At 48.4% G+C, this 21,807-nt stretch carries 18 protein-coding genes; 11 read left to right on the forward strand and 7 right to left on the reverse strand.

What is annotated here, in order from left to right:
* The first annotated feature begins 12 nt into the window (after positions 1-12).
* Positions 13-1,740, forward strand: a complete 1,728-nt coding sequence (locus tag QMA09_RS01235; RefSeq protein WP_290211716.1) for an ABC transporter ATP-binding protein — start codon at positions 13-15, stop codon at positions 1,738-1,740.
* On the forward strand, positions 1,733-3,556 hold the full coding sequence (locus QMA09_RS01240; protein ID WP_290211717.1) for an ABC transporter ATP-binding protein: 1,824 nt from the start codon (positions 1,733-1,735) through the stop codon (positions 3,554-3,556). Before QMA09_RS01235 ends, QMA09_RS01240 begins: the two co-directional genes overlap by 8 nt.
* A 57-nt stretch (positions 3,557-3,613) precedes the next feature.
* Here the strand turns inward: QMA09_RS01240 and QMA09_RS01245 are convergent, their stop codons facing one another.
* Positions 3,614-4,663, reverse strand: a complete 1,050-nt coding sequence (locus QMA09_RS01245; protein ID WP_183736435.1) for an acyltransferase family protein — start codon at positions 4,661-4,663, stop codon at positions 3,614-3,616.
* Between the two features lie 144 nt (positions 4,664-4,807).
* Between QMA09_RS01245 and QMA09_RS01250 the strand changes: the two genes are divergently transcribed.
* From QMA09_RS01250 to QMA09_RS01260, 3 genes are all read left to right on the forward strand, one after another.
* On the forward strand, positions 4,808-5,659 hold the full coding sequence (locus QMA09_RS01250) for a GNAT family N-acetyltransferase (protein ID WP_290211718.1): 852 nt from the start codon (positions 4,808-4,810) through the stop codon (positions 5,657-5,659).
* 73 nt (positions 5,660-5,732) lie between these two features.
* Positions 5,733-6,587 (forward strand): tryptophan 2,3-dioxygenase, encoded by an 855-nt coding sequence (kynA, locus tag QMA09_RS01255; protein ID WP_135500151.1) that lies wholly within the window; start codon positions 5,733-5,735, stop codon positions 6,585-6,587.
* A gap of 11 nt (positions 6,588-6,598) precedes the next feature.
* Positions 6,599-7,312, forward strand: a complete 714-nt coding sequence (locus QMA09_RS01260) for a glycerophosphodiester phosphodiesterase family protein (RefSeq protein WP_135500141.1) — start codon at positions 6,599-6,601, stop codon at positions 7,310-7,312.
* A 509-nt stretch (positions 7,313-7,821) separates the two neighbouring features.
* On the opposite strand, the gene QMA09_RS01265 is transcribed toward QMA09_RS01260, so the two are convergent.
* The 4 genes from QMA09_RS01265 to QMA09_RS01280 all read right to left on the reverse strand — a co-directional run bounded on the left by QMA09_RS01265 (position 7,822) and on the right by QMA09_RS01280 (position 11,991).
* Complete coding sequence (locus tag QMA09_RS01265) at positions 7,822-8,841, reverse strand: DUF2804 domain-containing protein (protein WP_290211719.1); 1,020 nt, start codon at positions 8,839-8,841, stop codon at positions 7,822-7,824.
* A 123-nt stretch (positions 8,842-8,964) separates the two neighbouring features.
* Positions 8,965-9,825, reverse strand: coding sequence for a DegV family protein (locus QMA09_RS01270; RefSeq protein WP_135500143.1), 861 nt, complete (start codon positions 9,823-9,825; stop codon positions 8,965-8,967).
* A gap of 137 nt (positions 9,826-9,962) precedes the next feature.
* Positions 9,963-10,529 (reverse strand): glycerol-3-phosphate acyltransferase, encoded by a 567-nt coding sequence (locus tag QMA09_RS01275; RefSeq protein ID WP_290211720.1) that lies wholly within the window; start codon positions 10,527-10,529, stop codon positions 9,963-9,965.
* 88 nt (positions 10,530-10,617) lie between these two features.
* Complete coding sequence (locus QMA09_RS01280; RefSeq protein WP_290211721.1) at positions 10,618-11,991, reverse strand: dipeptidase; 1,374 nt, start codon at positions 11,989-11,991, stop codon at positions 10,618-10,620.
* Positions 11,992-12,141: 150 nt separating this feature from the next.
* Here QMA09_RS01280 and QMA09_RS01285 point away from each other — a divergent pair, with 150 nt between their 5' ends.
* The 4 genes from QMA09_RS01285 (at position 12,142) to QMA09_RS01300 (ending at position 17,108) form a co-directional block, all read left to right on the forward strand.
* Positions 12,142-13,395, forward strand: coding sequence for a hemolysin family protein (locus QMA09_RS01285; protein WP_290211722.1), 1,254 nt, complete (start codon positions 12,142-12,144; stop codon positions 13,393-13,395).
* Positions 13,396-13,610: 215 nt separating this feature from the next.
* A complete protein-coding gene (locus tag QMA09_RS01290) occupies positions 13,611-14,663 on the forward strand; it encodes a YkvI family membrane protein (protein ID WP_290211723.1) in 1,053 nt (350 codons plus the stop codon).
* Between the two features lie 348 nt (positions 14,664-15,011).
* Complete coding sequence (locus tag QMA09_RS01295) at positions 15,012-15,548, forward strand: RNA polymerase sigma factor (protein ID WP_290211724.1); 537 nt, start codon at positions 15,012-15,014, stop codon at positions 15,546-15,548.
* A 108-nt stretch (positions 15,549-15,656) separates the two neighbouring features.
* Positions 15,657-17,108, forward strand: a complete 1,452-nt coding sequence (locus tag QMA09_RS01300; RefSeq protein WP_290211725.1) for a phospholipase D family protein — start codon at positions 15,657-15,659, stop codon at positions 17,106-17,108.
* Between the two features lie 83 nt (positions 17,109-17,191).
* Here the strand turns inward: QMA09_RS01300 and QMA09_RS01305 are convergent, their stop codons facing one another.
* Together QMA09_RS01305 and QMA09_RS01310 are read right to left on the reverse strand one after the other, a co-directional pair.
* Positions 17,192-18,751 (reverse strand): ABC-F family ATP-binding cassette domain-containing protein, encoded by a 1,560-nt coding sequence (locus QMA09_RS01305; RefSeq protein ID WP_135500863.1) that lies wholly within the window; start codon positions 18,749-18,751, stop codon positions 17,192-17,194.
* Between the two features lie 147 nt (positions 18,752-18,898).
* Positions 18,899-19,081, reverse strand: coding sequence for an SE1832 family protein (locus tag QMA09_RS01310; RefSeq protein ID WP_135500862.1), 183 nt, complete (start codon positions 19,079-19,081; stop codon positions 18,899-18,901).
* A gap of 160 nt (positions 19,082-19,241) precedes the next feature.
* On the opposite strand from QMA09_RS01310, the gene QMA09_RS01315 reads away from it, so the two are divergent.
* Together QMA09_RS01315 and QMA09_RS01320 are read left to right on the forward strand one after the other, a co-directional pair.
* Entirely contained in the window at positions 19,242-21,065 is a 1,824-nt protein-coding gene (locus QMA09_RS01315) for a cation:proton antiporter (RefSeq protein ID WP_290211733.1), read from the forward strand.
* Between the two features lie 121 nt (positions 21,066-21,186).
* Positions 21,187-21,750, forward strand: coding sequence for an NADPH-dependent FMN reductase (locus QMA09_RS01320; RefSeq protein ID WP_135500861.1), 564 nt, complete (start codon positions 21,187-21,189; stop codon positions 21,748-21,750).
* The last annotated feature ends 57 nt before the right edge of the window (positions 21,751-21,807 follow it).

Genomic DNA, 21,807 nt, shown 5'->3' on the forward strand with positions numbered 1-21,807 from the left:
GAGGCTATGCGAGTGAAAACTGTTTTTTCTTACGCCAAACCATATAAATTTTTAATCGCCATCGCCTTGTCTCTTATGCTGCTTGAACTGACAGTGGAGCTTCTGCAGCCGCTGGTCATCGCAAAAATCATCGACGACGGCATTCTGGCGGGCGACCGCAATCAAATCATCGAATACGGAATCATCTTGATGGGGCTTTCAGCCATCGCCTTTTTGTCGGGTGTAGTGAACTCCTATTTTGCTTCGCATGTCTCGCAAAGCTTTTCGTTCGATTTGCGGAAGGTCGTTTACGCACGGATTCAGTCTTTTTCGCTGGCAACGTTCAACCGCTTCCCTGCGTCGGGCTTGATCACGCGGCTGACCAGCGATGTCAACTTAGTCCAGCAGGTGCTGTTCATGAGTTTGCGCATCATGCTTCGCGCGCCGCTGCTCGTTATCGGGAGCATCGCCATGGCATTTGTCGTCAACGCCCAGTTGGCAGTTTACCTGGTGATTGTATTCCCGGTGCTGTCGGTGTTTTTATACGTCATGGTGAAAAAAGGGGTGTCGCATTTCAGTTTTGTCCAGCAGCGGCTCGACCAGCTTAACCGGATGGTTCAGGAAAACCTGCAGGCTGTCCGGCTGATCAAAGCTTATTTGCGCGGCAAACACGAATCGAACCGTTTCTCGGGCGTAGCCGATTCGCTGAAAATCGATACCGTGAAAGCATTCCGCGTCATGGAAATCATTTTGCCGATTCTTTTATTTGGCATGAACTTGTCGTTATTGGCAGTGCTGTGGTTCGGTGCATTTGAAATTCGGCAAGGCAGTGCTGAAATCGGTGAATTGGTGGCGATCGTCAATTACGCAATGCGCATGACCGGCGCTTTCTCCATGTTCTCATTCATCATTATGGCGTTTGCGCGTGCGAAATCTTCTTCGGAGCGAATTGAAGAAGTGCTGCTTGCGGAAGACGTGCGCGAAAAAGACGAACATGGCGAAGACAATATGCTGCACCGCGGAGCTGTCGAATTCGATGGCGTGTCGTTTGCTTATCCCGGAACGGACCGCTTGGTGCTGAAAAACATTTCATTCAGTTTAAAAGCAAATGAAAAACTGGCGATTATGGGTGCGACTGGGTCAGGGAAATCGACCCTCCTGCAGCTCATTCCCCGCTTTTACGATGCCACGGATGGCATGGTGAAAGTCCACGGCAGCGACGTGCAGAAATGGAAGCTGCGGACATTGCGAAAAACCATCGGCATCGTGCCGCAGCAATCGATGCTTTTCACGGGCACCATTTCAGACAACTTGTCGTGGGGAAAAGAGCAGTCGGAGCAAAGTGAACTTGCCGATGCCGCGGTAAAAGCCCAGATTCACGATACCGTTATGCGTTTTCCGGATGGCTATAATACGCGTGTCGGACAGAAAGGCGTTAATTTATCCGGCGGCCAAAAGCAGCGCTTGTCGATTGCACGTGCACTCGTACGCAAACCATCCGTACTGATCTTGGATGACAGTACAAGCGCGCTTGATGTGAAAACAGAAGCGGCGCTGTGGCAGGAGCTCGAGCGGGAAAATGCGACGATGCTCATGGTTACACAAAAAATCCGCACAGCGATGAAAGCAGACCGCATCCTGCTTTTGGAGGATGGCGAAATTTCGGCCTATGGAACACACGAACAGCTCTTGAAGGCGTCTTCGCTTTACCGGCAGATTGCCTTTTCACAGCAGGAACAGGAGGTGGACGAGTATGTTTGATGCAATTCGCCGTCCATTCGGCTACGAACCGGTAATCCGGAAAGAAGACTTAAAAAAGAAAGACAGCAAAAAAAGCGAGCGGGCGGAGAATTGGCAATCCACGCTGCTGCGCATCTGGAAACTGGTGGATGAACACCGTTTGCTATTAATGACCGTGCTTGCCTTGGTGTTCGTCAGTTCAGCTTTGGCGCTGCTTGGCCCTTACCTGATCGGTTATATCATTGATGAATTCATCGTCCCCCAAACGTTCAGCGGAATGGGAACGGTCATCTTCTGGCTCATTGCCGTTTATATCGGGCATTCTGTTTCGTTATACCTGCAAAACTATTGGATGGTCGGGATTGCCCAAGCGGTGATTTACCGGATGCGCACGAGGCTGTTTGAGCATCTTCAACGCTTGCCGGTATCGTTCTTCGACAAACGCCAGCATGGCGAGTTGATGAGCCGCATGACGAATGACATCGAGAACGTCTCGACGACGCTCAACAGCACGTTCATCCAGGTGTTTTCGAGCATCCTGACATTGACGGGAACCATCATTGTCATGCTGTGGCTGAGCCCACTGCTGACGGTTTTGACGCTGGTCATCATTCCAATCATGTATGTGGCGATGCAATGGATCACCAAACGCACAGGGCGCCTTTATAAAGAACAGCAGCAAGCCATCGGCGAATTGAACGGCTTGATCGAGGAATCGATTTCGGGGCAGAAAATAGTCAAAGCTTTTTCACAGGAGCCGCGCGTAATGGAGGAGTTTCTCGTGAAAAGTGAGAATCTTCGCCGTACAGGCTTTTGGGCATGGACTTTTGCTGGGTTTATTCCGAAAGTGATGAACTTTTTGAACAACGGCAGTTTTGCGATTGTCGCCGGCGTCGGCGGAATTCTTGCGCTGAACGGATCGATTTCCATCGGCGTCATTGTCATCTTTACCGAGTATGCACGCCAGTTTACGCGTCCGCTCAACGACCTGGCGAACCAGTTTAATACAGTCCTATCAGCTATTGCGGGTGCAGAGCGGGTATTTTCAATCATGGGAGAAACGGAAGAAAAAGACGAAATAGTATTGAATGCAGATAAGAAACTGCGTGGGATGGTTGAATTTGACGACGTGTCCTTCAAATACGAAGGCGCAGAAGAGGAATGGACAATCCGCAATGTCAGTTTTGCCGTAGGCGTTGGCCAGACTGCCGCATTGGTCGGAGCGACGGGTGCAGGGAAAACGACGATTATGCAATTGCTTGCCCGCTTCTATGACGCAGCGGAAGGGCAGATTCGCCTTGATGGCACACCGATCGAAGCGATGCCGCGGGAGACGCTGCGCAAACAAATCGCTTTTGTGCTGCAAGACCCATTCCTTTTCGAGGAAACGGTGCGGGAAAATATTCGCTATGGCCGCCTCGATGCCAGCGACGAAGAAGTGGTCGAGGCTGCGAAAAGGAGCAATGCCCATGACTTTATCGAGGCATTGCCGGAAGGCTACGACACGGTGTTGAAAGGCGACGGCTCGATGATCAGCCAAGGGCAGAAGCAATTGCTGTCGATTGCAAGAGCGCTGATTGCAGATCCGGTCATCCTGTTATTGGATGAAGCGACCAGCAGCATCGATACCGTCACAGAGCTGAAAATACAGGAAGCGCTTGAGCATCTCATGTCAGGCCGTACCAGTTTCGTCATTGCACACCGCTTGAATACAGTGCGGCAGGCTGATTTGGTGCTGGTGATGGAGATGGGGGAATTGGTCGAGTTCGGCAAACAGCAGGACTTGATCGATATGGGCGGAGTATACACAGCAATGCTCGCGGATGCGAAGCTGTGACTTTCTAACAAAAAAGACAGAACCGCAGGAAAGTCCTGCGGTTCTGTCTTTTTTTGATTAGCTCAAGTGCATATGTTTGCGCGGATTGAAACGGCCGATGAGGATTTCGCCGAGCGGAATCGTCTTGGGAATCAAGATGGACAAGACGATCGGCACGAATAACCCCGCTAATGTATAGGTCAAAATATTATAAGGGAGCATGTCTTTGACAACAAAACCGATGAAGATGTGCAAATACATGATAGAAATTGAATGTTTCTCGATTTTCTCAAACCAAGGCAGCCGTTTGATGGCTGTCATCTGCTGGAAGATGCCGACGATTAAAGCGGTCATCGCAATCGGTATGATGAGATCCAGCAAGAAATGGTCGTAGCGCAAAAACTTCAGGCTTAAATGGTAATTGATAAATCCGATGCCATCTGCAGCCATCGCCAGAGCAGCGATTGCCGCGGCGATGCCAATTGCAGCTTTCGGGATATTCATCCAAAATGCCTTGAAATAATAGCCGATTGCAAAATAGACAACGGCAATAAGCACAACGTCCAAGTTCCAGATCATTGGAATCTGGGCAGAGGCAGCATCGGGTTCCGAGGCGAGCCCCATAGCGAATGTCCCTTCCAGCTGTGCGGCGATATAACAGGCAGCCAAGATGGTGAACTGCAGCCAGCGCTTTTGGCGTGTAATCCATAAGAACAGCAAGTAGGTCGCGAACATGACCGTCACAAACCAAAAGACGCCATGTTCGCCGCGCAAGAATCGTCCGCCGACAGTCAATTCGATCAAGTCTTGCCTAAGGAAAGCTGAAGTAAGGGTGCCATCGCCGATCATCATGCCGTATTTAAAGAACGTCAATAACAGCAGGAAAAATAGATAAGGCACCATCAGCTGCATGAAGCGTTTATGGATTGCCGGTTTTAATTGGCTATTGTCAGCTATCGGTTTAAAGAACAAGCCGCTCAAAAGGAAAAATGCCGGCATGTGGAACCAATATATATATGTGATTAAAGGGGATTCAACAGGCATCGGCCCTGAATAATGTCCGATGACAACAAGCACCATCAAGAAACCTTTTACTGCATCCACCCACGTTAAACGTTCTTTCGCCATAATCTGACCTCCGAAAATAAATTCATCAACACATTATAGCCTATCTAAAGCGCCTTTAAACCGATGATACACAACGGTAAAAGTTCGTTTAATTCTGTAATCTTGTGATACCATGAAAATAATCAAGCGAAGGGATGGTGGAAAATGAATATTTCCCTATCAATAGAGTCATTTCCGTTGGATGGCAAGACCGTTCAGGATGCCTCAGATTTTTTAGCCTTATTTCAAACAGATTACAGCCAAGTGCTCCATAGACCGCTATGGCAAAACCCCGAAGCCCGAGGATTTGCAGTTCTTGCTTATACAGATGACGGGAAATTAGCAGGATTTGCTTCTTCGGCAGATATCGTCGGTTTGCATCATTATGAGTGGTCCGTGCTTGTGCACACCGATTACCGCCGGATGTCGCTTGGCACCGCATTGGCAGAAGGCATTGAACATGGCCATAGCCAGCGCCAGGCAGAAAGTGTATTGGCTGCATCCATTGAAACGCCGGAAGCTGCACAATTTCTGGAAAGCCTCAGCTACAGGCTCGATTTCAAGGAAATCCTGATGGCGGCGGAACCGATGGAGGAGATGGCATTGCCGAAAGATTTGGAGGTGCGGCCCTATAACGGCGAACGGGAAGAACTCGATGCGCTGTTAGAGGCGGCATTTGATGAAGGGATCTTATCCGTGATTTCGCATAATATCGAGTCGCCCGACCGGAACGTTTGGGTGATGGCACGGGACGGCAAGATGGTGGCTGCTGCGACACTTCTTGAGGAAGGAGCGGATTTATGGGTGACGGCATTCGCTGTCGATCCGAAACAGCAAGGAAAAGGCTATGGCAAGGCTTTCTTATTATGGTGCAGGCATCATGCATTTGCTGTTGGCAAGCGCAAAGTCCTGCTGGATGTCGAAACGGAAAACGATGCACTGAAAGTTTATGGGAAATCCGGCTTCCATGCAGTAGACACCGTGGCCTATTGGAAAAAGGCTGCAGAAGCGGCATAATTGGTATGGAATACGAGCATAGCGGGTATAGCAGATGAGGACAGCTGAAGATGAGCAGGACGGAGCCCAATCCATGAACGATTACAAAAACGGCCAAAATATTGCAGCTGCAAATGAAAGCAGCATCCGCACGGATTTCAAAGAAAGCATGACGTATGGGGAATATCTGCATCTGGACCAATTGCTGAACGCACAAGGCGGGGTCAGCGGACATCACGATGAAACCCTATTCATCATCATCCATCAAGTGTCGGAACTATGGATGAAGCTGATTTTGCATGAATTGACCTCGGCAATCGACCATATCGGCAATGATGATCTCCAGCCGGCCTTCAAGCAATTGGCGCGCGTTTCGAAAATCCAATCCCAGATCATCCAAGGCTGGGACGTGCTCGCAACGATGACGCCAGCAGAATACATGGAATTCCGCGGAGATCTTGGAAATGCCAGCGGTTTTCAGTCGTATCAATACCGGATGATTGAATTTGCCTTGGGCTATAAAACACAGCATGTGTTGAAAATCTACGAAAAAGATGATGCGCTGCATCAAACGCTGCTGGAAGCTTTCGGCAAACCCGGCCTTTATGACGCGGCTATCCAGAAACTGGCACGAAGCGGTTTCCATATCAATCCTGATGTCTTGAACCGTGACGTTACGAAAGTCTATGAATCGGATGAAAGCGTCAGAGAGGCGTGGAAAACGGTTTACCGCGATGTGGAAACGCATTGGGAATTATACCAATTGGCTGAAAAACTCGTCGATATCGAAGACTGGCTTCAGCAATGGCGCTTCCGCCACATGAAAACAGTGGAACGCATCATCGGTTTTAAACAAGGTACAGGCGGCTCGTCAGGAGTCAACTACCTGAAGAAAGTGCTCGACCAATACTTCTTCCCGGAACTATGGGAAATTCGGACGGAAATTTAGGAGGCCACGTGATGAAGATTTTTGCACATAGAGGAAGTTCCGGAACACATCCGGAAAACACGCTGGCTGCTTTTAAAGCAGCTGCGGCATTGCCTATCGACGGTGTAGAAATCGATGTGCATTTGACTAAAGATGGGGAGATTGCTGTCATCCATGATGAAAGAATCAATCGGACAACTGACGGCAAAGGCTATGTGAAAGACATGACAATGGACGAATTGCAGGAATACGATGCGGGTTCTTGGTTCTCGGAAGAGTGGAGCGGCGAACGCATCCCGACACTTGATGAGGTATTTGAAATTTTCGAAGACACGCCTCATCGACTGAATATCGAGATCAAATCGGATGTTTTTCCATACGATACGCTCGTAGATAAAGTCATCAACCTTGCCAACAAGCGGGGGCTGATGGACAGGCTGCTGCTGTCTTCGTTCAACCACGAAGACGTCCTCCATATTTGCCGTGAAACGGAAGTGAAGTCGGCAATACTGACTTCCCAGATTTACGTGGATGTTTACGATTATGCCCGGGTCATCGGAACCAAACAAATCCATGTCTCGCTGCCGGCTGCATTCCGGAAAATGACGAGCGATGCTTTAAGAAAAGGGTCGATTGTCTACGTGTATACCGTCAATACCATTGAATACGCCGAACAATTGCAGCAAATCGGCATTCATGGCATTTTCACGGATTACCCGGAACGTATGCTTGAAAAGTTGAAATGATATCAAAAACAGGACCCGGTGCAAACTGCGCCGGGTCCTTTCATGTTGTCGAGAAACTTAGATGTTGGTTATGCATTTCGCTTCAGGCGGACGCGTTCCGCGGGCACGGCTTCAGCCGCTTCCCTCGCTCTGCTCAGTCCAGGGTCTTCAGCTCGTGCTGTCCCCGCTGGAGTCGCCGCCTTCCGCTTCATTCAAAGGTATTTCTAAATAGAGAGTCATTTCTTTTACTGAAGAACACAAAAGATATACTTTTTGCAGTTTCTTTCCTGTTCTCTAGATATGGAGCAAAACAGCGGAGACGCCTGCGGGAAAGCGAGACAGCCGAGACCCCGCAGGGAGCGCAGCGACTGAGGAGACTTGGTGCTCGCCCGCGGCAAGCGGAGCTGTTTTGCGGAATATCGACTCCATCAGAAAAATGATTTACCTTTCTCAACAAAAACAGGACCCGGTGCAAACTGCGCCGGGTCCTGTTTTTATTGTTCATATTGGGTACTTTGTGCATGCAGGCTTCACCATTTCGCGAAATGCTCCTCGACCGCTCCGAGGATTTGGGAGATTTTCAATTTCCGGCCGTCAGGGTAACGGACATAGCCATTGAAATAGCCGATCAATTGATGGATTTCTGACTTTACCAGCTTCAAGTCTGTTTTCGATTCGCGCTCGAAAAACGGCGTGAAAGTCAGTTTAACGTCATCTGAAAACTTGCTCTGGATAAACCAGGGCTCTTTGTAATTCTCGCTATTGTAATGGAAAAGGACGTCTTCGTGCAGTTTCGTCATCTTGCCATCGACAAAAAAAGCGTTTTCGGTCATGCCGGTGCCATCTGTCCATTTGCCCCCAAAATTCAAGCCGATGGTTTTGCCGTCAGAGCGCTGCGAAGCAACCCCCCAATTCCACGAGGACTCCCGCGGCCAGATGCCTCTGCCGTAATCGAGGACTGCAAAACTGTCACCCGGATCCATTTTATAGGTCCGGTTGCCAAGCTTGACCGAACCGGCAGCAGGAAGGGACAGGTGCTTGCCTGTGAATTGGAAAGTCTGGCGGTTCCAAGGGATCACTACATTAAGTGAATCGTGGTTTTCGGGGTGGCGGATTCGCAATGAAGCTTCCAGCGGCTCTCCATCGAAGTCTTCCACTTCTACTGAAATGCAGGTTTCATTTTGCTCATATTCAAACTTTATATTCATCTCTTCATGGCGGAAGTGGCTGGTATCAAGAACTTTATTGGGCAATTTAATTTGGCGGGTGAAGGGCATAATGACAGTTTTCTCATAAAAACGCTGCGTTTCGTAATTCAGGAAATAGACAAAGCACACCGTCGAGTAATCCAAATGGCAGATCGTCGCTGAAAACATCACTTCTTCACCGAAAACACACCAGTAATTCCATTTTTTCTTGCGCATGAAATTGCCACGGAGATTGCTGACTACCAGTGGCTGGCGTGCAAAACCTATCGCATTCGGATTTAATTGTCCTTTTGCATCACATAGCATGACATGTTCCGTAATTTCACGTTCCATATGTTGCATTGAATCCACCTCACCTTCAGCGATCATTGTAAATGGTAATTCCATTGTAGCAGAATTTTCACAAAATAGCCGTCGGTAAGGTGGAAAAAAGCCCCAGACATTTTTCATGCCCGGGGCTTTCAATTAGTTCTGTGGCGGCTTTCTCCAAAGCAGGGCGATGGTTCCCTCGCCTGCATGCACTGCAAGCGATGAGCTTAGGTCTCCGACTAGGATTTTGGCTCCGGGCACAATTTTCAGGATGTCCTGTTTCAGGCTTTCGGCTTCGTCCAGCACATTGCCGTGCATGATCTGGAACGTGTCGGTGCCGTATTTTTCATGGTCTTCTTTTACACGGTCCAGCAGATATTGGACCGCTTTTTTATGGGAGCGGACTTTGTCGATCGGCACCAATTCGCCTTCCGCGCTCAATTGGACGATCGGCTTCACTTTCAGCAGGCTGCCGATATAATACTGGGCTCCGCTCATGCGGCCGCCTTTGTATAATTGGGACAGGTTGCCGATCAAAATGTAATTGCGCAGGTCATGTACCTCTTTTTGCAGGCGCTCGGCAATTTCCTCAGCCTCCATGCCTTGCTTCTGCAACACAAGGCCGCGGTCAATCAAACCGGACAAGCCATAAGACAATGCCAGCGAGTCGATTGCATAGACTTTAAAGCTGGTCATTTCAGCAGCCGCCGTAGACGATGCAATCGTGCCGCTCAATTTAGCAGAAGCGTGGACGGCAATTGCGCATTCGTATTCTTCTTTCAGCTTTTCATAGAGTTCGGCGAATTTGCCGGCAGAAGGCTGGGATGTCTTGGGAAATTCAGCAGAGCTTTTAATGCGCGCATACAATTCTTTATTCGTTAAATCGACGCCATCGTCTATGAATTCTTCTTGGCCGAAATGGATGTTCAATGGCACCATATATACGTCAGGATGGGCTTTGAATTCTTCGGTGACAAATCCTGTCGAGTCAAGGATCCAGGCAATAGGTTTTTTCATGTGTCATAACATCCTATCATTAAAGTTTTTTGAATAAATAAACTATAACATGAATAGCTTTAAGGACATAGTACTATCTTGGAATCGAGTGAATACGCGGTTTTAGGTAGATTCTAATATTAGTGAATGGATAGTATTTATTGTTTATTGAATCTGATTCGGAATGATTCTTTAATATCCGGAACGTGCTTAATGAGAATCAGTGCCATGGCAGCCAGCAGCGGCCAGAACTCGGGAAACTCGCCGAACCAGAACATCGAGACGGCATACGCAAGAAAACTGAACAGCATGGTCAGGGTTGCGCTCTTGACGAACGGCAAAAAAGCAGCGAACACTGCAGCCATCACGAGGAATAAAGACGGTGTTAAGATCAGCGCAGCGCCGATAAATGAAGCGATGCCTTTGCCGCCGCGGCCTTTTAGCCAGACAGGGAAGAGATGTCCGCAGATGGCTGAGAGCGCGCCAACTGCAATTATCCAGGTTTGGAAATCGAAATAATGGCCAAGCCAGATGACGATGCCGACTTTAGCCGCATCGCCAAAGAATGTCAGGAAAAAAGCAGTTTTGCCGATAACAGCACCTGCATTGCGTGCGCCCAGGTTGCCGCTGAGTTCGTTTCGCAAGTCAACCCCTCTCCACTTGCCGACCCACCAGGCTGTCAGAATATTTCCGATTAAATACGATGCAATCCAATAAATGGCCATTTTTACCTCCGGGAAAAGATAATTGATTCAAAAAAGGCAAAGTCAAAAAAATGGCCTTCCTGTTCATAAGGAAGGCCATGGTTTGATCTTACAGTTTTGCAGCTTCGAATAAGTAATCGCTGATGACGCGAAGACCTTTGTCGAAGTTTTCAAGATGGAAATGTTCGTTTGGCGCATGGAAGTTTTCAGATGATAAGCCGAAGCCCATCAAAACGACCGGCAAGCCCATGACTTGGTCGAATACGGCAACAATCGGCACGGATCCGCCCATGCGCGTAAAAGCGGTTTTGACGTTATAGACCCTTTCGTACGAACGGCCTGCGGCTTGGATTGCCGGGTGGTCGTAAGGCGTCAGGAATGGCTGGCCTTTATCGAATTCTGAAATGTTCACAGTGACGCCCGCTGGTTTATGCGCTTCGACGTGCGCACGCAATTTGGCGACAATGTCATCCGGATCCTGGTTGGGTACAAGGCGGCAAGTGATTTTAGAACTTGCTTCGGCAGGCAGCACGGTTTTAATCCCCTCGCCGGAGAAGCCGCCAGTGATGCCGTTGATTTCGAGCGTTGGACGGATCCAAGTGCGCTCGATGAACGAATAGCCTTTTTCACCGAAATCTTCTGTGATGCCCAGGTCTTTCTTTTCCTGCTCCAAATCGAATTCAAGAGCGGCGAATTCAGCGCGTTCTTTGTCAGAAACTTCAAGAACATCGTCATAGAAGCCTTCGACTTGAATGACGCCTTCTTTATCGCGGAACGACTGCAGGATTTCAACAATGGCATGCAGCGGATTCTGTACAGCCCCGCCGTAAAGACCGGAATGCAAATCGCCTTTTGGCCCTTTGACATCAATCTGGATGCCGGCAAGCCCGCGCAGTCCGTAGCATACAGCCGGACGCCCCGGACCTTGCATGCCTGTATCGGAAATGACGATCAAGTCGGCTTTCAATTGCTCCAGGTTCTGTTCCGCATATTTCGGGAGATTCGGGCTGCCGATTTCCTCTTCGCCTTCGACGATGAATTTGATGTTCACCGGCAATTCGCCATTCAGTTTGAGCAAGGCTTCGACCGCTTTTACGTGCATGAACGTTTGGCCTTTGTCATCGCTGGCACCGCGTGCGTATAATTTATTGTCCCGAACATGCGGGTCGAATGGCGGCGTTTCCCACAGGTTCAATGGATCCACAGGCTGCACGTCGTAATGGCCGTATACAAGAACAGTCGGTTTTCCTTCCGCATGGAGCCAGTCGGCGTAAACGACAGGATGGCCATCGGTTTCGAAGATTTCCGCGTTTTCAAGACCTGCTTCCTGTATCGACGTTTTCAGCCATTCCGCCCCTTTGCGGACATCGTCTTTGTGCTCTGACAGTGAGCTGACAGAAGGAATGCGCAAAAATGCTTTCAATTCTTCAAGATGCTGTTCTCGGTAATCTTTAAAATATTGATCAATCTGCTTTGCGTTCATATGATCCCTCTATTCCATAAATTTTAATTATGGAAAAATTATAACATACAAGATATGGTTTTCGACATTTGGAAAATGGCTGTGATATAATTGTTGCTACGGAAATAGCTCGTTTAAAAAATGTGTTTTAAGGCACTGGAGGAAATAAATTTGTTTATTGCATTGGGATTATTTTTGGCGATGTCGTTCTTCTTCTCGGGAAGCGAAACGGCTTTGACAGCTGTAAATAGGATGAAGGTCCATCTTCGCGCGGAGCAGGGTGATGTGAGATCACAAAAGCTGCAAAAATTGATCGCGAAGCCGGACCGTATGATCACTACATTATTAATCGGAAATAACATTGCCAATATTATGCTGCCGACGTTAGTGACGACAATCGCTTTGACAAGAGGGTGGGAAGTCGGAATTGCGACGGCTATTTTGACCTTGGTGCTGATCATCTTCGGAGAAGTCTTGCCGAAGACAATTGCGGCCACTTTCTCGGATAAAGTCGCATACTTGGTGTTCCCGGTTATTTCTTTTCTCGTTGTCATTTTCAAGCCGCTGACATGGATTTTGGCGCAATTCACGAATATCTTTATCCGCATCATTTCAAAAGGCACCGTTAAAGAAGCGACGATGACCAAAGAGGAATTGCGGACAATGGTCGACATCGCTTCGACGGAAGGAACGTTTGAAGAAGATGAATCCGAGCGCATCAAAGGTGTGCTTGATTTTCCGCATAAGGACGTTTCAGACGTCATGTCAACCCACCGTACGGATACGGTAGGCATCCCGCTCGATTCGACGTATGAAGAAGTGCGTGATTTAATTTTGGATTCCTCGTATACGCGCTATCCGGTCTACGAAGAAAGCCTCGACAATATCGTCGGCTTGTTTTTATCAAAGAAATTGATCGAATGGTCAATGAACCCGAACCTGACGCTGGCAGAGTTGATGGATGATAATCCGTTATTCGTTGTTCAGTCGGTCAGTGTGGAAAAAGTCTTTAAAATGATGATGGCGAAGAAAAAGCACATGGCTGTCATTCTTGATGAATATGGCGGCACACTCGGCATCGTCACTCACGAAGACATCATCGAAGAAATGATCGGACAGGACATTGAAGATGAAACGGACGAAGAAGAAGACGAACTGGTCTTTGAAATGACCGACACTCAGCTGACGTGCCACGGGCGCCTCGAAATCGAAGACGTCAATGAAATGTTCCATGTCGAAGTGCCGAATGACCACGATACGATTGCCGGTTTTGTCATGCAGCAGCTCGGGCATGTACCGGAAGAAGGCGAAGAGTTTACGTATGAAAACCTTCACGTCAAAATTAATGAAATGGACCGCAACCGCATCATGCGTTTGACGATTACAAAAAACGTTGATGAAGAATTAGTGGCCAATTCACTATAAAGCTAGCTGAGAACCCCCGGGCGAATCCGATAATTCGCCGAGGGGTTCTTTTCTATTGCCTGAAAATAGGGATTCACTGGGATTTATAGACGAAGAAAGCCCGATTTTCAAGTTAATCGCCGATATATTGTTTATCGTTGATTTCTAAAGGTAAAGGATATAAGAGCTAAGTTTAACGTGCGGCTGGAATGTCTTTAAAACGGAAGGAGAATAGGATGAAGAAAAGTTTAAAAATTGCAAGTGCATTTATCGGAATTGTGGTCGGCGCAGGTTTTGCCTCCGGCCAGGAAATTCTGCAGTATTACACCAGCTTCGGTTATTGGGGACTGGCAGGGGTAGCACTGGCAGCTGTATTATTCGGCTACCTGGGGAAGGTTCTGACGGGGCTCGGAAGCAGGCTGCAAACAGTCTCCCATGAGGAAGTCGTTTACAAAATCGGCGGCAAAGTGCTTGGACGGATCATCGATTACACCCTGATCCTCACATTATTCGGCATTTTAGTCGTCATGATTGCGGGAGCGGGTTCAATATTCTCCCAGCAATTCGGTTTGGCTCCGGCATTTGGCCGGGCAGTAATGACGGTGATCGTCATCCTGACCATCATGTTGAATGTTAAAAAAGTCATTACAATCATCGGCAGTGTCACGCCATTCCTTATTTTGATGGTTGTCGGGATAGCGGCGTACAGTTTGCTGACGATGGATGCCAGCTTTACTGAACTCGATCCGGTCGCGAAAGAGCAATTATCAGCAGCACCGAATTGGTTCATGTCGGCGATCAATTACGTTTCGTTGTCGATCGCATTGACGACTTCCATGGCACTGGTCATGGGCGGTGCGGAAAAAGATTCTAAAATTGCTGCCCGCGGCGGCATGATCGGTGGAATCGTTTTCGGCGTATTGATTTTGCTGAGCTATTTGGCTATTTTCTCGAAAGTGGATATTGTGGGCGGTTCTGATTTGCCGATGCTGCGCTTGGCAGACAATATTTCACCATTTCTGGGCATTGTCATGGCCATCGTCATTTTCGCCATGATTTACAACACAGCGGTCAGTTTGCTGCTGTCGTTTTCCGCGCGATTCACTGAAATGGGCACGAAACGCTTCAGAATTTTCGTGATTGTTTCAGGGATCATCGCGTTCGGTTTAAGCTTTGTCGGCTTTACGCAATTGGTCAACTGGTTCTATCCGGTTGTCGGCTATCTGGGATTGCTCCTTGTAGGTGCATTGATATTGGCAGATATCCGCAAAGTTGGGAAAGAAAAATAATCGTTTTAAATGAAAGAGAGAAAGCAGCGCTGCTGGCAACCCGGGATTCGGGATGTCTGAGGCGCTGCTTTTTTCCGGTTGTGTTGGCATCTGCACTTTTCTAATTGTCCAGTTCCGATGCCCAGCCCCTCGAGGTCGCTTCGGACTGGAGGTGAATGGCAAAAAGCGCCATTCATCCCCAGTCCTCCAGCGCTTGTCGGGGCTTGCGTGGGCATCTGCACTTTTCTTCATTACATAAATGTAAGTGAAATGAAAGTGAATGCGATAGAGGGAAAGGTTGCGGTGCGGCACAATAAGCTTAACAAGAAAAAACAGGAACCGGTAAGTAAACGGATGGAGGAAACGATCATGGAAAATGTTTATGTGGAATACAATCGCTATATCTATCATTTATGCCTGAAATTAACGCGCAATAAAGCTGAGGCGGAAGATTTGATGCAAGAGGTGTGGCTGAAAGTCGTGCGCTATGAATCATCGATTAAAGATGTCGACCACGTAAAAGCTTGGCTCACGACAATCTGTATGAACACTTTCCGTGACCGTTACCGCAAAAATGTGCGCCGCAGCAAGCATATGGTCCAACAGCCGGAAGGGCTAGACGTCTCCTTGCTGGATCTGATTCCATCTGACTCAGCAGGCACAGCGGAACTATTGGAACAACAGGATGTTTCCGACATGATCCGCGGCAAGATATCAGAATTGGATTCGATTTACCGCACAACCATTCTTTACTTCTATGTACATCAATTATCGCTGATTGAAATCGCGGAAACGATGAAAGTGTCGATCGGCACAGTTAAATCCCGTTTGTTCCGCGGCAAACAGCGCCTGAAAGATATGCTGATGGAAGACGCCCGCACACGCGAATACGTCGTTACAGCTTAATGCCGGATTTTCAAAACCCACCTTCCGACAGGTGGGTTTTTTTTCCATAAAATTAATGCATTGTTTCTACATCTTCTTGCTATAATGAAGGAGAGGGGGAACGAATTTATGCGTAAAAAAGTCAAAGGGTGGAGCAAGCGCAGAAGAATTGTCTACGCGACTGCAGGGATATTGGCATTAATGTATATAAGCGTCATCATTTGGCATACATATAAGCCTTTGCCTGAAGGGATTTCGTATGAAGGCGAATTGCGCAATCTAGAGAACGTGGAAATGCTGTATGACCTATCATTTGCACAGGATAAAGAAGGCACCCAAACCGAATATCATTTGGAGATATTCGATGAAATTTTTACGATGATTGATGAAGCGGAAGAATTTATCGTAATCGACCTTTTTTTGTTTGATAATTACAACGACCAGAAAATAGAGTTTCCGGCCGTATCGGAATTGCTGACAGAGCATTTATTGAAAAAGAAAGAAGAAAATCCGGATATGCCGATTTATTTTATCAGCGATCCATTGAACATAGGATACGGCTCTTATCAAAACCAGTTTTTTGATACGATGGACAAGGCGGGAATCGAAATCATCATCACGGATTTGGATAAACTGCGCGACTCGATGCCGCTGTATTCAGGCTTTTACCGTGTGATTTTTCAGTGGTTCGATACGGGCGGCCGCGGCTGGGTTCCGAATGGCATGTCCAGTGACGCACCGGATTTATCCATTGCCTCTTATTTAACGATGCTGAACATCAAAGCCAATCACCGGAAAGTGGTCATTACGGAAAAAGAAGCAATCGTCAGCTCGGCAAATCCCCATAACGCCAGCGGCCTCCATGGCAATATGGCGTTTAAAGTAAGCGGAGAAATCATCAATGACCTGCTTGAAGCGGAAGAAGCCGTTTCGAAGTTTTCCGGTGGTCCGGAGTTTCCAAGAATCGATGCGGACGAACAAACAGGGGAGTACCAGGCGCAGTATTTGACGGAAAAGAAAATCCAGAATGGCCTTCTCGCGGATATCGAAAAAGCACAGGACGGGGATGCCATCTGGCTTGGCATGTTCTATATCGCACAAGCGGAAGTGGTTGATGCTTTGGAAGCAGCTGCGAAGAGAGGCGTCGAGGTCAGAATGATCCTTGACCCGAACGAAAATGCCTTCGGCACGGAAAAAACCGGCCTTCCGAACCGGCCTGTGGTCAATGAAATTCTGGAGAATTCCGGCAATAAAGTGAAAGTGCGCTGGTATAACGCAGTTGTCGGCCAATATCACACGAAAACTTTGATGGTCAAAACAGCGGAAGAAACCTATATCTACGGCGGTTCGGCAAATTATACCGAACGGACATTGGATAATTACAATTTGGAAAGCGATATCCGCATCATCGCTCCGAACGACAGCGAGCTGACAGAAAATGTGGATAGCTATTTCAATATGCTGTGGGACAATGAAGGGGCAATGTACACCCTCGAGGTTGAAGAATACCAGGATGACTTCACTTTCTGGCAGCGCGGCATCTACGCTTTCCAGAAAATATTCAAACTGACGACTTATTGAGTTCGGTACGCAGAAGCATTTCTGCGAATAAAACAAAAAGAAGCTCCGAGAAAAAATCTCGGGGCTTCTTTATATTTTGGTGCTTAGATTGATTGTTTTCCGGCTTCGATCCATTCTTCGACGTTCCAGACTTTCGTCGCCAATCCTTCATAGAATTCAGGTTCGTGGCTGACCAGGACGATCGTGCCTTTGTACGCCTGCATAGCACGCTTCAATTCGGCTTTGGCGTCGATGTCCAAATGGTTTGTCGGTTCATCGAAAATGAGCCAATTGCTTTCTTCCATCATCAATTTGCACAAACGGACTTTCGCTTGTTCGCCACCGCTCAATTGCGTCATCGAACGGGAGATGTGCTCATTTTTCAAACCTGTGCGGGCCAAAGCTCCGCGCACTTGGCCTTGTTCCATGCTCGGGTAAGCAGACCAGATTTCATCAAGCGGTGTATGGCTTGGAGCTTTGACTTCCTGCTCGAAATAGCTTGGCGTCAAGTATTCGCCGCGGATGACGTCGCCGTCAAGCGGTTTGATCTTGCCGAGCATCGTTTTCAGCAGCGTCGATTTCCCGACGCCGTTCATGCCGACCAAAGCGATTTTCTCGCCGCGTTCAATCATGAATGTCAACGGCGGCAATAGCGCTTTGTCGTAGCCGATCGTCAAAGCTTCCGCTTCGACGACGTAACGGCTTGGGCTGCGTGTTTCTTTAAACGAAAATTGCGGTTTTGCCGCAACTTCCGGCTTGTCGATGCGATCGATGCGGTCCAATTGCTTCTGGCGGGATTTTGCACGCCCGGCAGATGACGCACGCGCTTTGTTCTTAGCTATGAACGTCTCGGTTTTCTTGATCATGTCGGCTTGTTTTTCATAAGCGTCCATATGCTGCTTTTTCGCAAGTTCCGCAAGTTCGATGAATTTCTCGTAAGTCGCTGTATAGCGCGACAGGCGCGAGAATTCCAAGTGGAAAATGACGTCTGTGACGCTGCTCATGAATTCCGTATCATGCGAGATCAACAAGAACGCGTGCGGATAGTTTTTCAAATAATTGACGAGCCATTGAATATGCTCTTCGTCCAAATAGTTGGTCGGCTCATCCAGCAGCAATACTTTCGGCTTTTCCAACAGCAATTTCGCCAGCAGCAATTTCGTACGCTGCCCACCTGAAAGAGCTTCGACAGGGCGTTCCAGTCCGATAGCGTCGAGGCCAAGGCCGCGTGCAATTTCTTCGATTTTCACGTCAAGCGTGTAAAAATCGCCGGCATCCAAAGCATCCTGCACTTCCGCCATCTCTTCCAATAATTCTTCAAGGTTCGCATCAGGGTCGCCCATTTGCATGGCGATGTCGTTCAATTCCGCTTCTTTAATGTACAAAGGCTTGAATGCATCCTGCATCGTTTCGCGGATTGTGCGCCCCGGCGTCAATTGTGTATGCTGATCCAAATAGCCGTAATGCGTTCTCGGCTGCCATTCGACACGGCCTTCATCGTGGATGATCTTGCCCGTCAAAATATTCATCATTGTCGATTTGCCGACGCCATTCGCGCCGACCAGGCCGACGTGTTCGCCTTCAACCAAGCGGAACGACACTTCGTTGAACAAGGTGCGGTCACCGAATGTGTGACTAAGGTTTTCTACTGTTAATAAAGCCATTTAATAAATTCCTCCATTTTTTAACGCTATTAAGGTGTTTCTATATTCTTTGAATGCGGATGTGCCGAAAAAATCCAGTTGCGCCGAATCCGGCACAGGCGCTTGGCAAAGGCACCGGCATAAAAGATGTCAAAAAAAAATCGCGGTCTACAATTCCGCGAGTTGTTTGTTCAATTCCGCAAGGTTTTGTTCCATTTTCGCTAAACGCTGTTCCGCTTTTTCCACCATTTGATGATGTCCGGTCGTCTCCAGCTTCTCTATGTCGCCTTGGTGGCGCACATAATCCATCTTCAGTTCAGCGATTGCATATTCCAATTCTTCTCTAGTCAAAGAAATCCACCCTTAGTTTTTCCTTATTGTATCACAAATCCACAAAATTTAAATCCTTAAGCATCGGGCTTGTGCTTTCAAAAATTGGGGTATAACCGATATAATAGGCAATACTTCAGAAAGGGGGCCGCATGACATTAATAGTTTATTGTTCGATTTAATGCTGATCATTTTTCTGGGAGTGATTTCCCAATGGATTGCCTGGCGTTTGCAGCTGCCGGCAATTGTCCTAATGTCGATCGCTGGCCTCTTAGCAGGGCCGCTGCTCGGCATCATCAGCCCGGCCACAAGCTTTGGCGACTTATTCAATCCATTTATTTCATTGGCGGTAGCCATTATCCTGTTTGAAGGCAGTTTGAACCTGAACTTCAAAGAAATAAGGGGATTCAGTAAGCCGGTAGGGCGGATTGTATCCATCGGCGCGTTGATCGCCTGGATTGCAGGATCGCTTGCCGCCCATTATATGGCGGGCTTGTCGTGGGCGGTGGCGTTTGTCATCGGCGGATTGTTCATTGTCACAGGCCCGACAGTGATTTTGCCGATGCTCCGGCAGGCGAAGCTGAACGCACGGCCAGCTGCCATCCTGAAATGGGAAGGCATTGTTGTCGATCCGTTCGGCGCCTTGCTGGCATTATTCGCTTTCCAATTCGTGTTGTTCGCAATCGGCGACGAAACCGCTGCGGCATTCGGCCTATTTTTCCTGGCCTCGTTGTTTGCGGTCATTCTTGGGGTCGGCGCCGGATTCGGCATGGGCAGGATGTTCGAAAAAGGGCAAGTGCCCGAATTTCTCAAATCGCCAATGGTCTTTGGCGTTGTGCTGCTGACATTCGTCGTCTCAGATTTGATCATGCACGAAACCGGCTTGCTCGCGGTCACGGCGATGGGGATGACAATGGCCAATATGAATATCACGTCCATCAATGACATGCGCCACTTCAAAGAAAACATCTCGGTGCTGCTCATCTCGAGCATCTTCGTCATGCTAACGGCGTCGCTCAGCCTCGACGTGCTGCTGGAAATCTTTAATTGGCGCATCATCGCATTCGTCTTGACGACGCTGTTCATCGTGCGGCCGCTGTCGATTTGGCTGTCGACGATCGGCACCGATCTGAGCTGGCAGGAGAAAACCTTGATCGGCTGGATTGCACCCCGCGGCATTGTCGCGTTGACGGTGTCGGGCTATTTCGCCAGCACCTTATTGGATGCGGGGTTCGAAGATGCGGAACTATTGACCGCGTTGACATTTGCGCTGGTGTTTTCGACCGTTGTCGCGCACGGTTTCACGATTGGCTGGCTCGGGCGCAAACTGGGGCTCGCTTCATCTGAAGCGCCAGGCGTGCTCATAGTCGGAGGCAGCCGCTTCACCATTAGCCTCGGCAAGGTATTGAAGGAAATGAATCAAAAAGTGCTCATCATGGATCCATCATGGGGCCGGCTGCAGCAGGCGCGCCAAGCGGAATTGCCGAATTTCACTGGTGAAATCCTGTCTGAACACACTGATTACGAAGTCGATTTGACGCCATATGAAATGATGGTCGTCGCGACCGAGACGGATTCGTATAACGCGCTGGTCGTCAATAATTACGTTCCGGAGATGGGACGGTTGAACCTTTACCAAACCGCTATCCACACGGGCGACCCGGCTGATTTCCATGCATCGTTGAGCGGCCGGACACTGTTCGGCAACGACTGGAATATCCATGAACTCGACTGGAAAGCTGAACAGGGATATGCGATGCGCAAAACGCAAATCACTGGCCAGTTCACGTACGAAGAATTCAAGGAACGGTCTATTGAAGGCACGATTCCGCTGTTCATCAAGCGCGCGCAAGGCAAACTTGAATTCATTACCGCGGATTCTGAACTCGAGCCGAAAGAAGGCGATACCCTAGTCAGCTTTTCACCGCCAGAGCATCAGGAAATCCGTGTCCAAGGCAAACTGGAATCGAATCGCAGCCGCATCGAATCTCAGTCTAAAGAATGAAATCTACTGTCTGAAAGTTTTTAGATGCGTATAATGAAACCGGGTTTGCTATCATGAAGTGAGGGTTACGAGAAGGGCGGCGCGGCCGCCTGTCATATACGTATTTGAGGAGGATTCAACGATGAAAATTTTATTGGTGGACGGAACGATTATTGGAAGAAAAACAGGGGCAATCCTGGAACAGGTGAAATTGTATATCGAGGAGACCAATCCCGAATTGACGTTGGAAATCATGAATCTCAGTGATTTCGAGCATCAATTCGTCGATGGCCGCCCGCTTGGCGATTACAACGAAGACATGCGCGAAATGGTGCGCCGTTTCACGGAAGCGGACGGCTACATCATCGCGACGCCGATTTTCCAGGGCTCGATTCCAGGCGTCTTGAAAAACGCATTCGATATGCTGCATCCGCGCACAATGCGCTACAAGCCGGTATCGATTGTCGCAAACGGCGGCACATACCAACACCACCTGGTCATCGAGAACCAGCTGAAGCCGATACTCGATTATTTCCGCTGCCTCGTGACGCCGAACTACGTCTACACGCACACGAGCCATTTCGACGAAACCAACTCCATCATCAATGAAGACGTGCATGACCGTCTGCGCGAGTTGGCGCGTGTATTCGCAGAATACGCGAAGATGAGCACTCATTTATCAAAGGAAACGATCGATAATCCATAAGCAAATTGAAAAAACCTCCTGTGGGAGGTTTTTTTTGTTGGATACGCTCTATAAGGG

The organism is Planococcus sp. APC 3906 (assembly GCF_030407685.1).
GTDB lineage: Bacteria > Bacillota > Bacilli > Bacillales_A > Planococcaceae > Planococcus > Planococcus koreensis.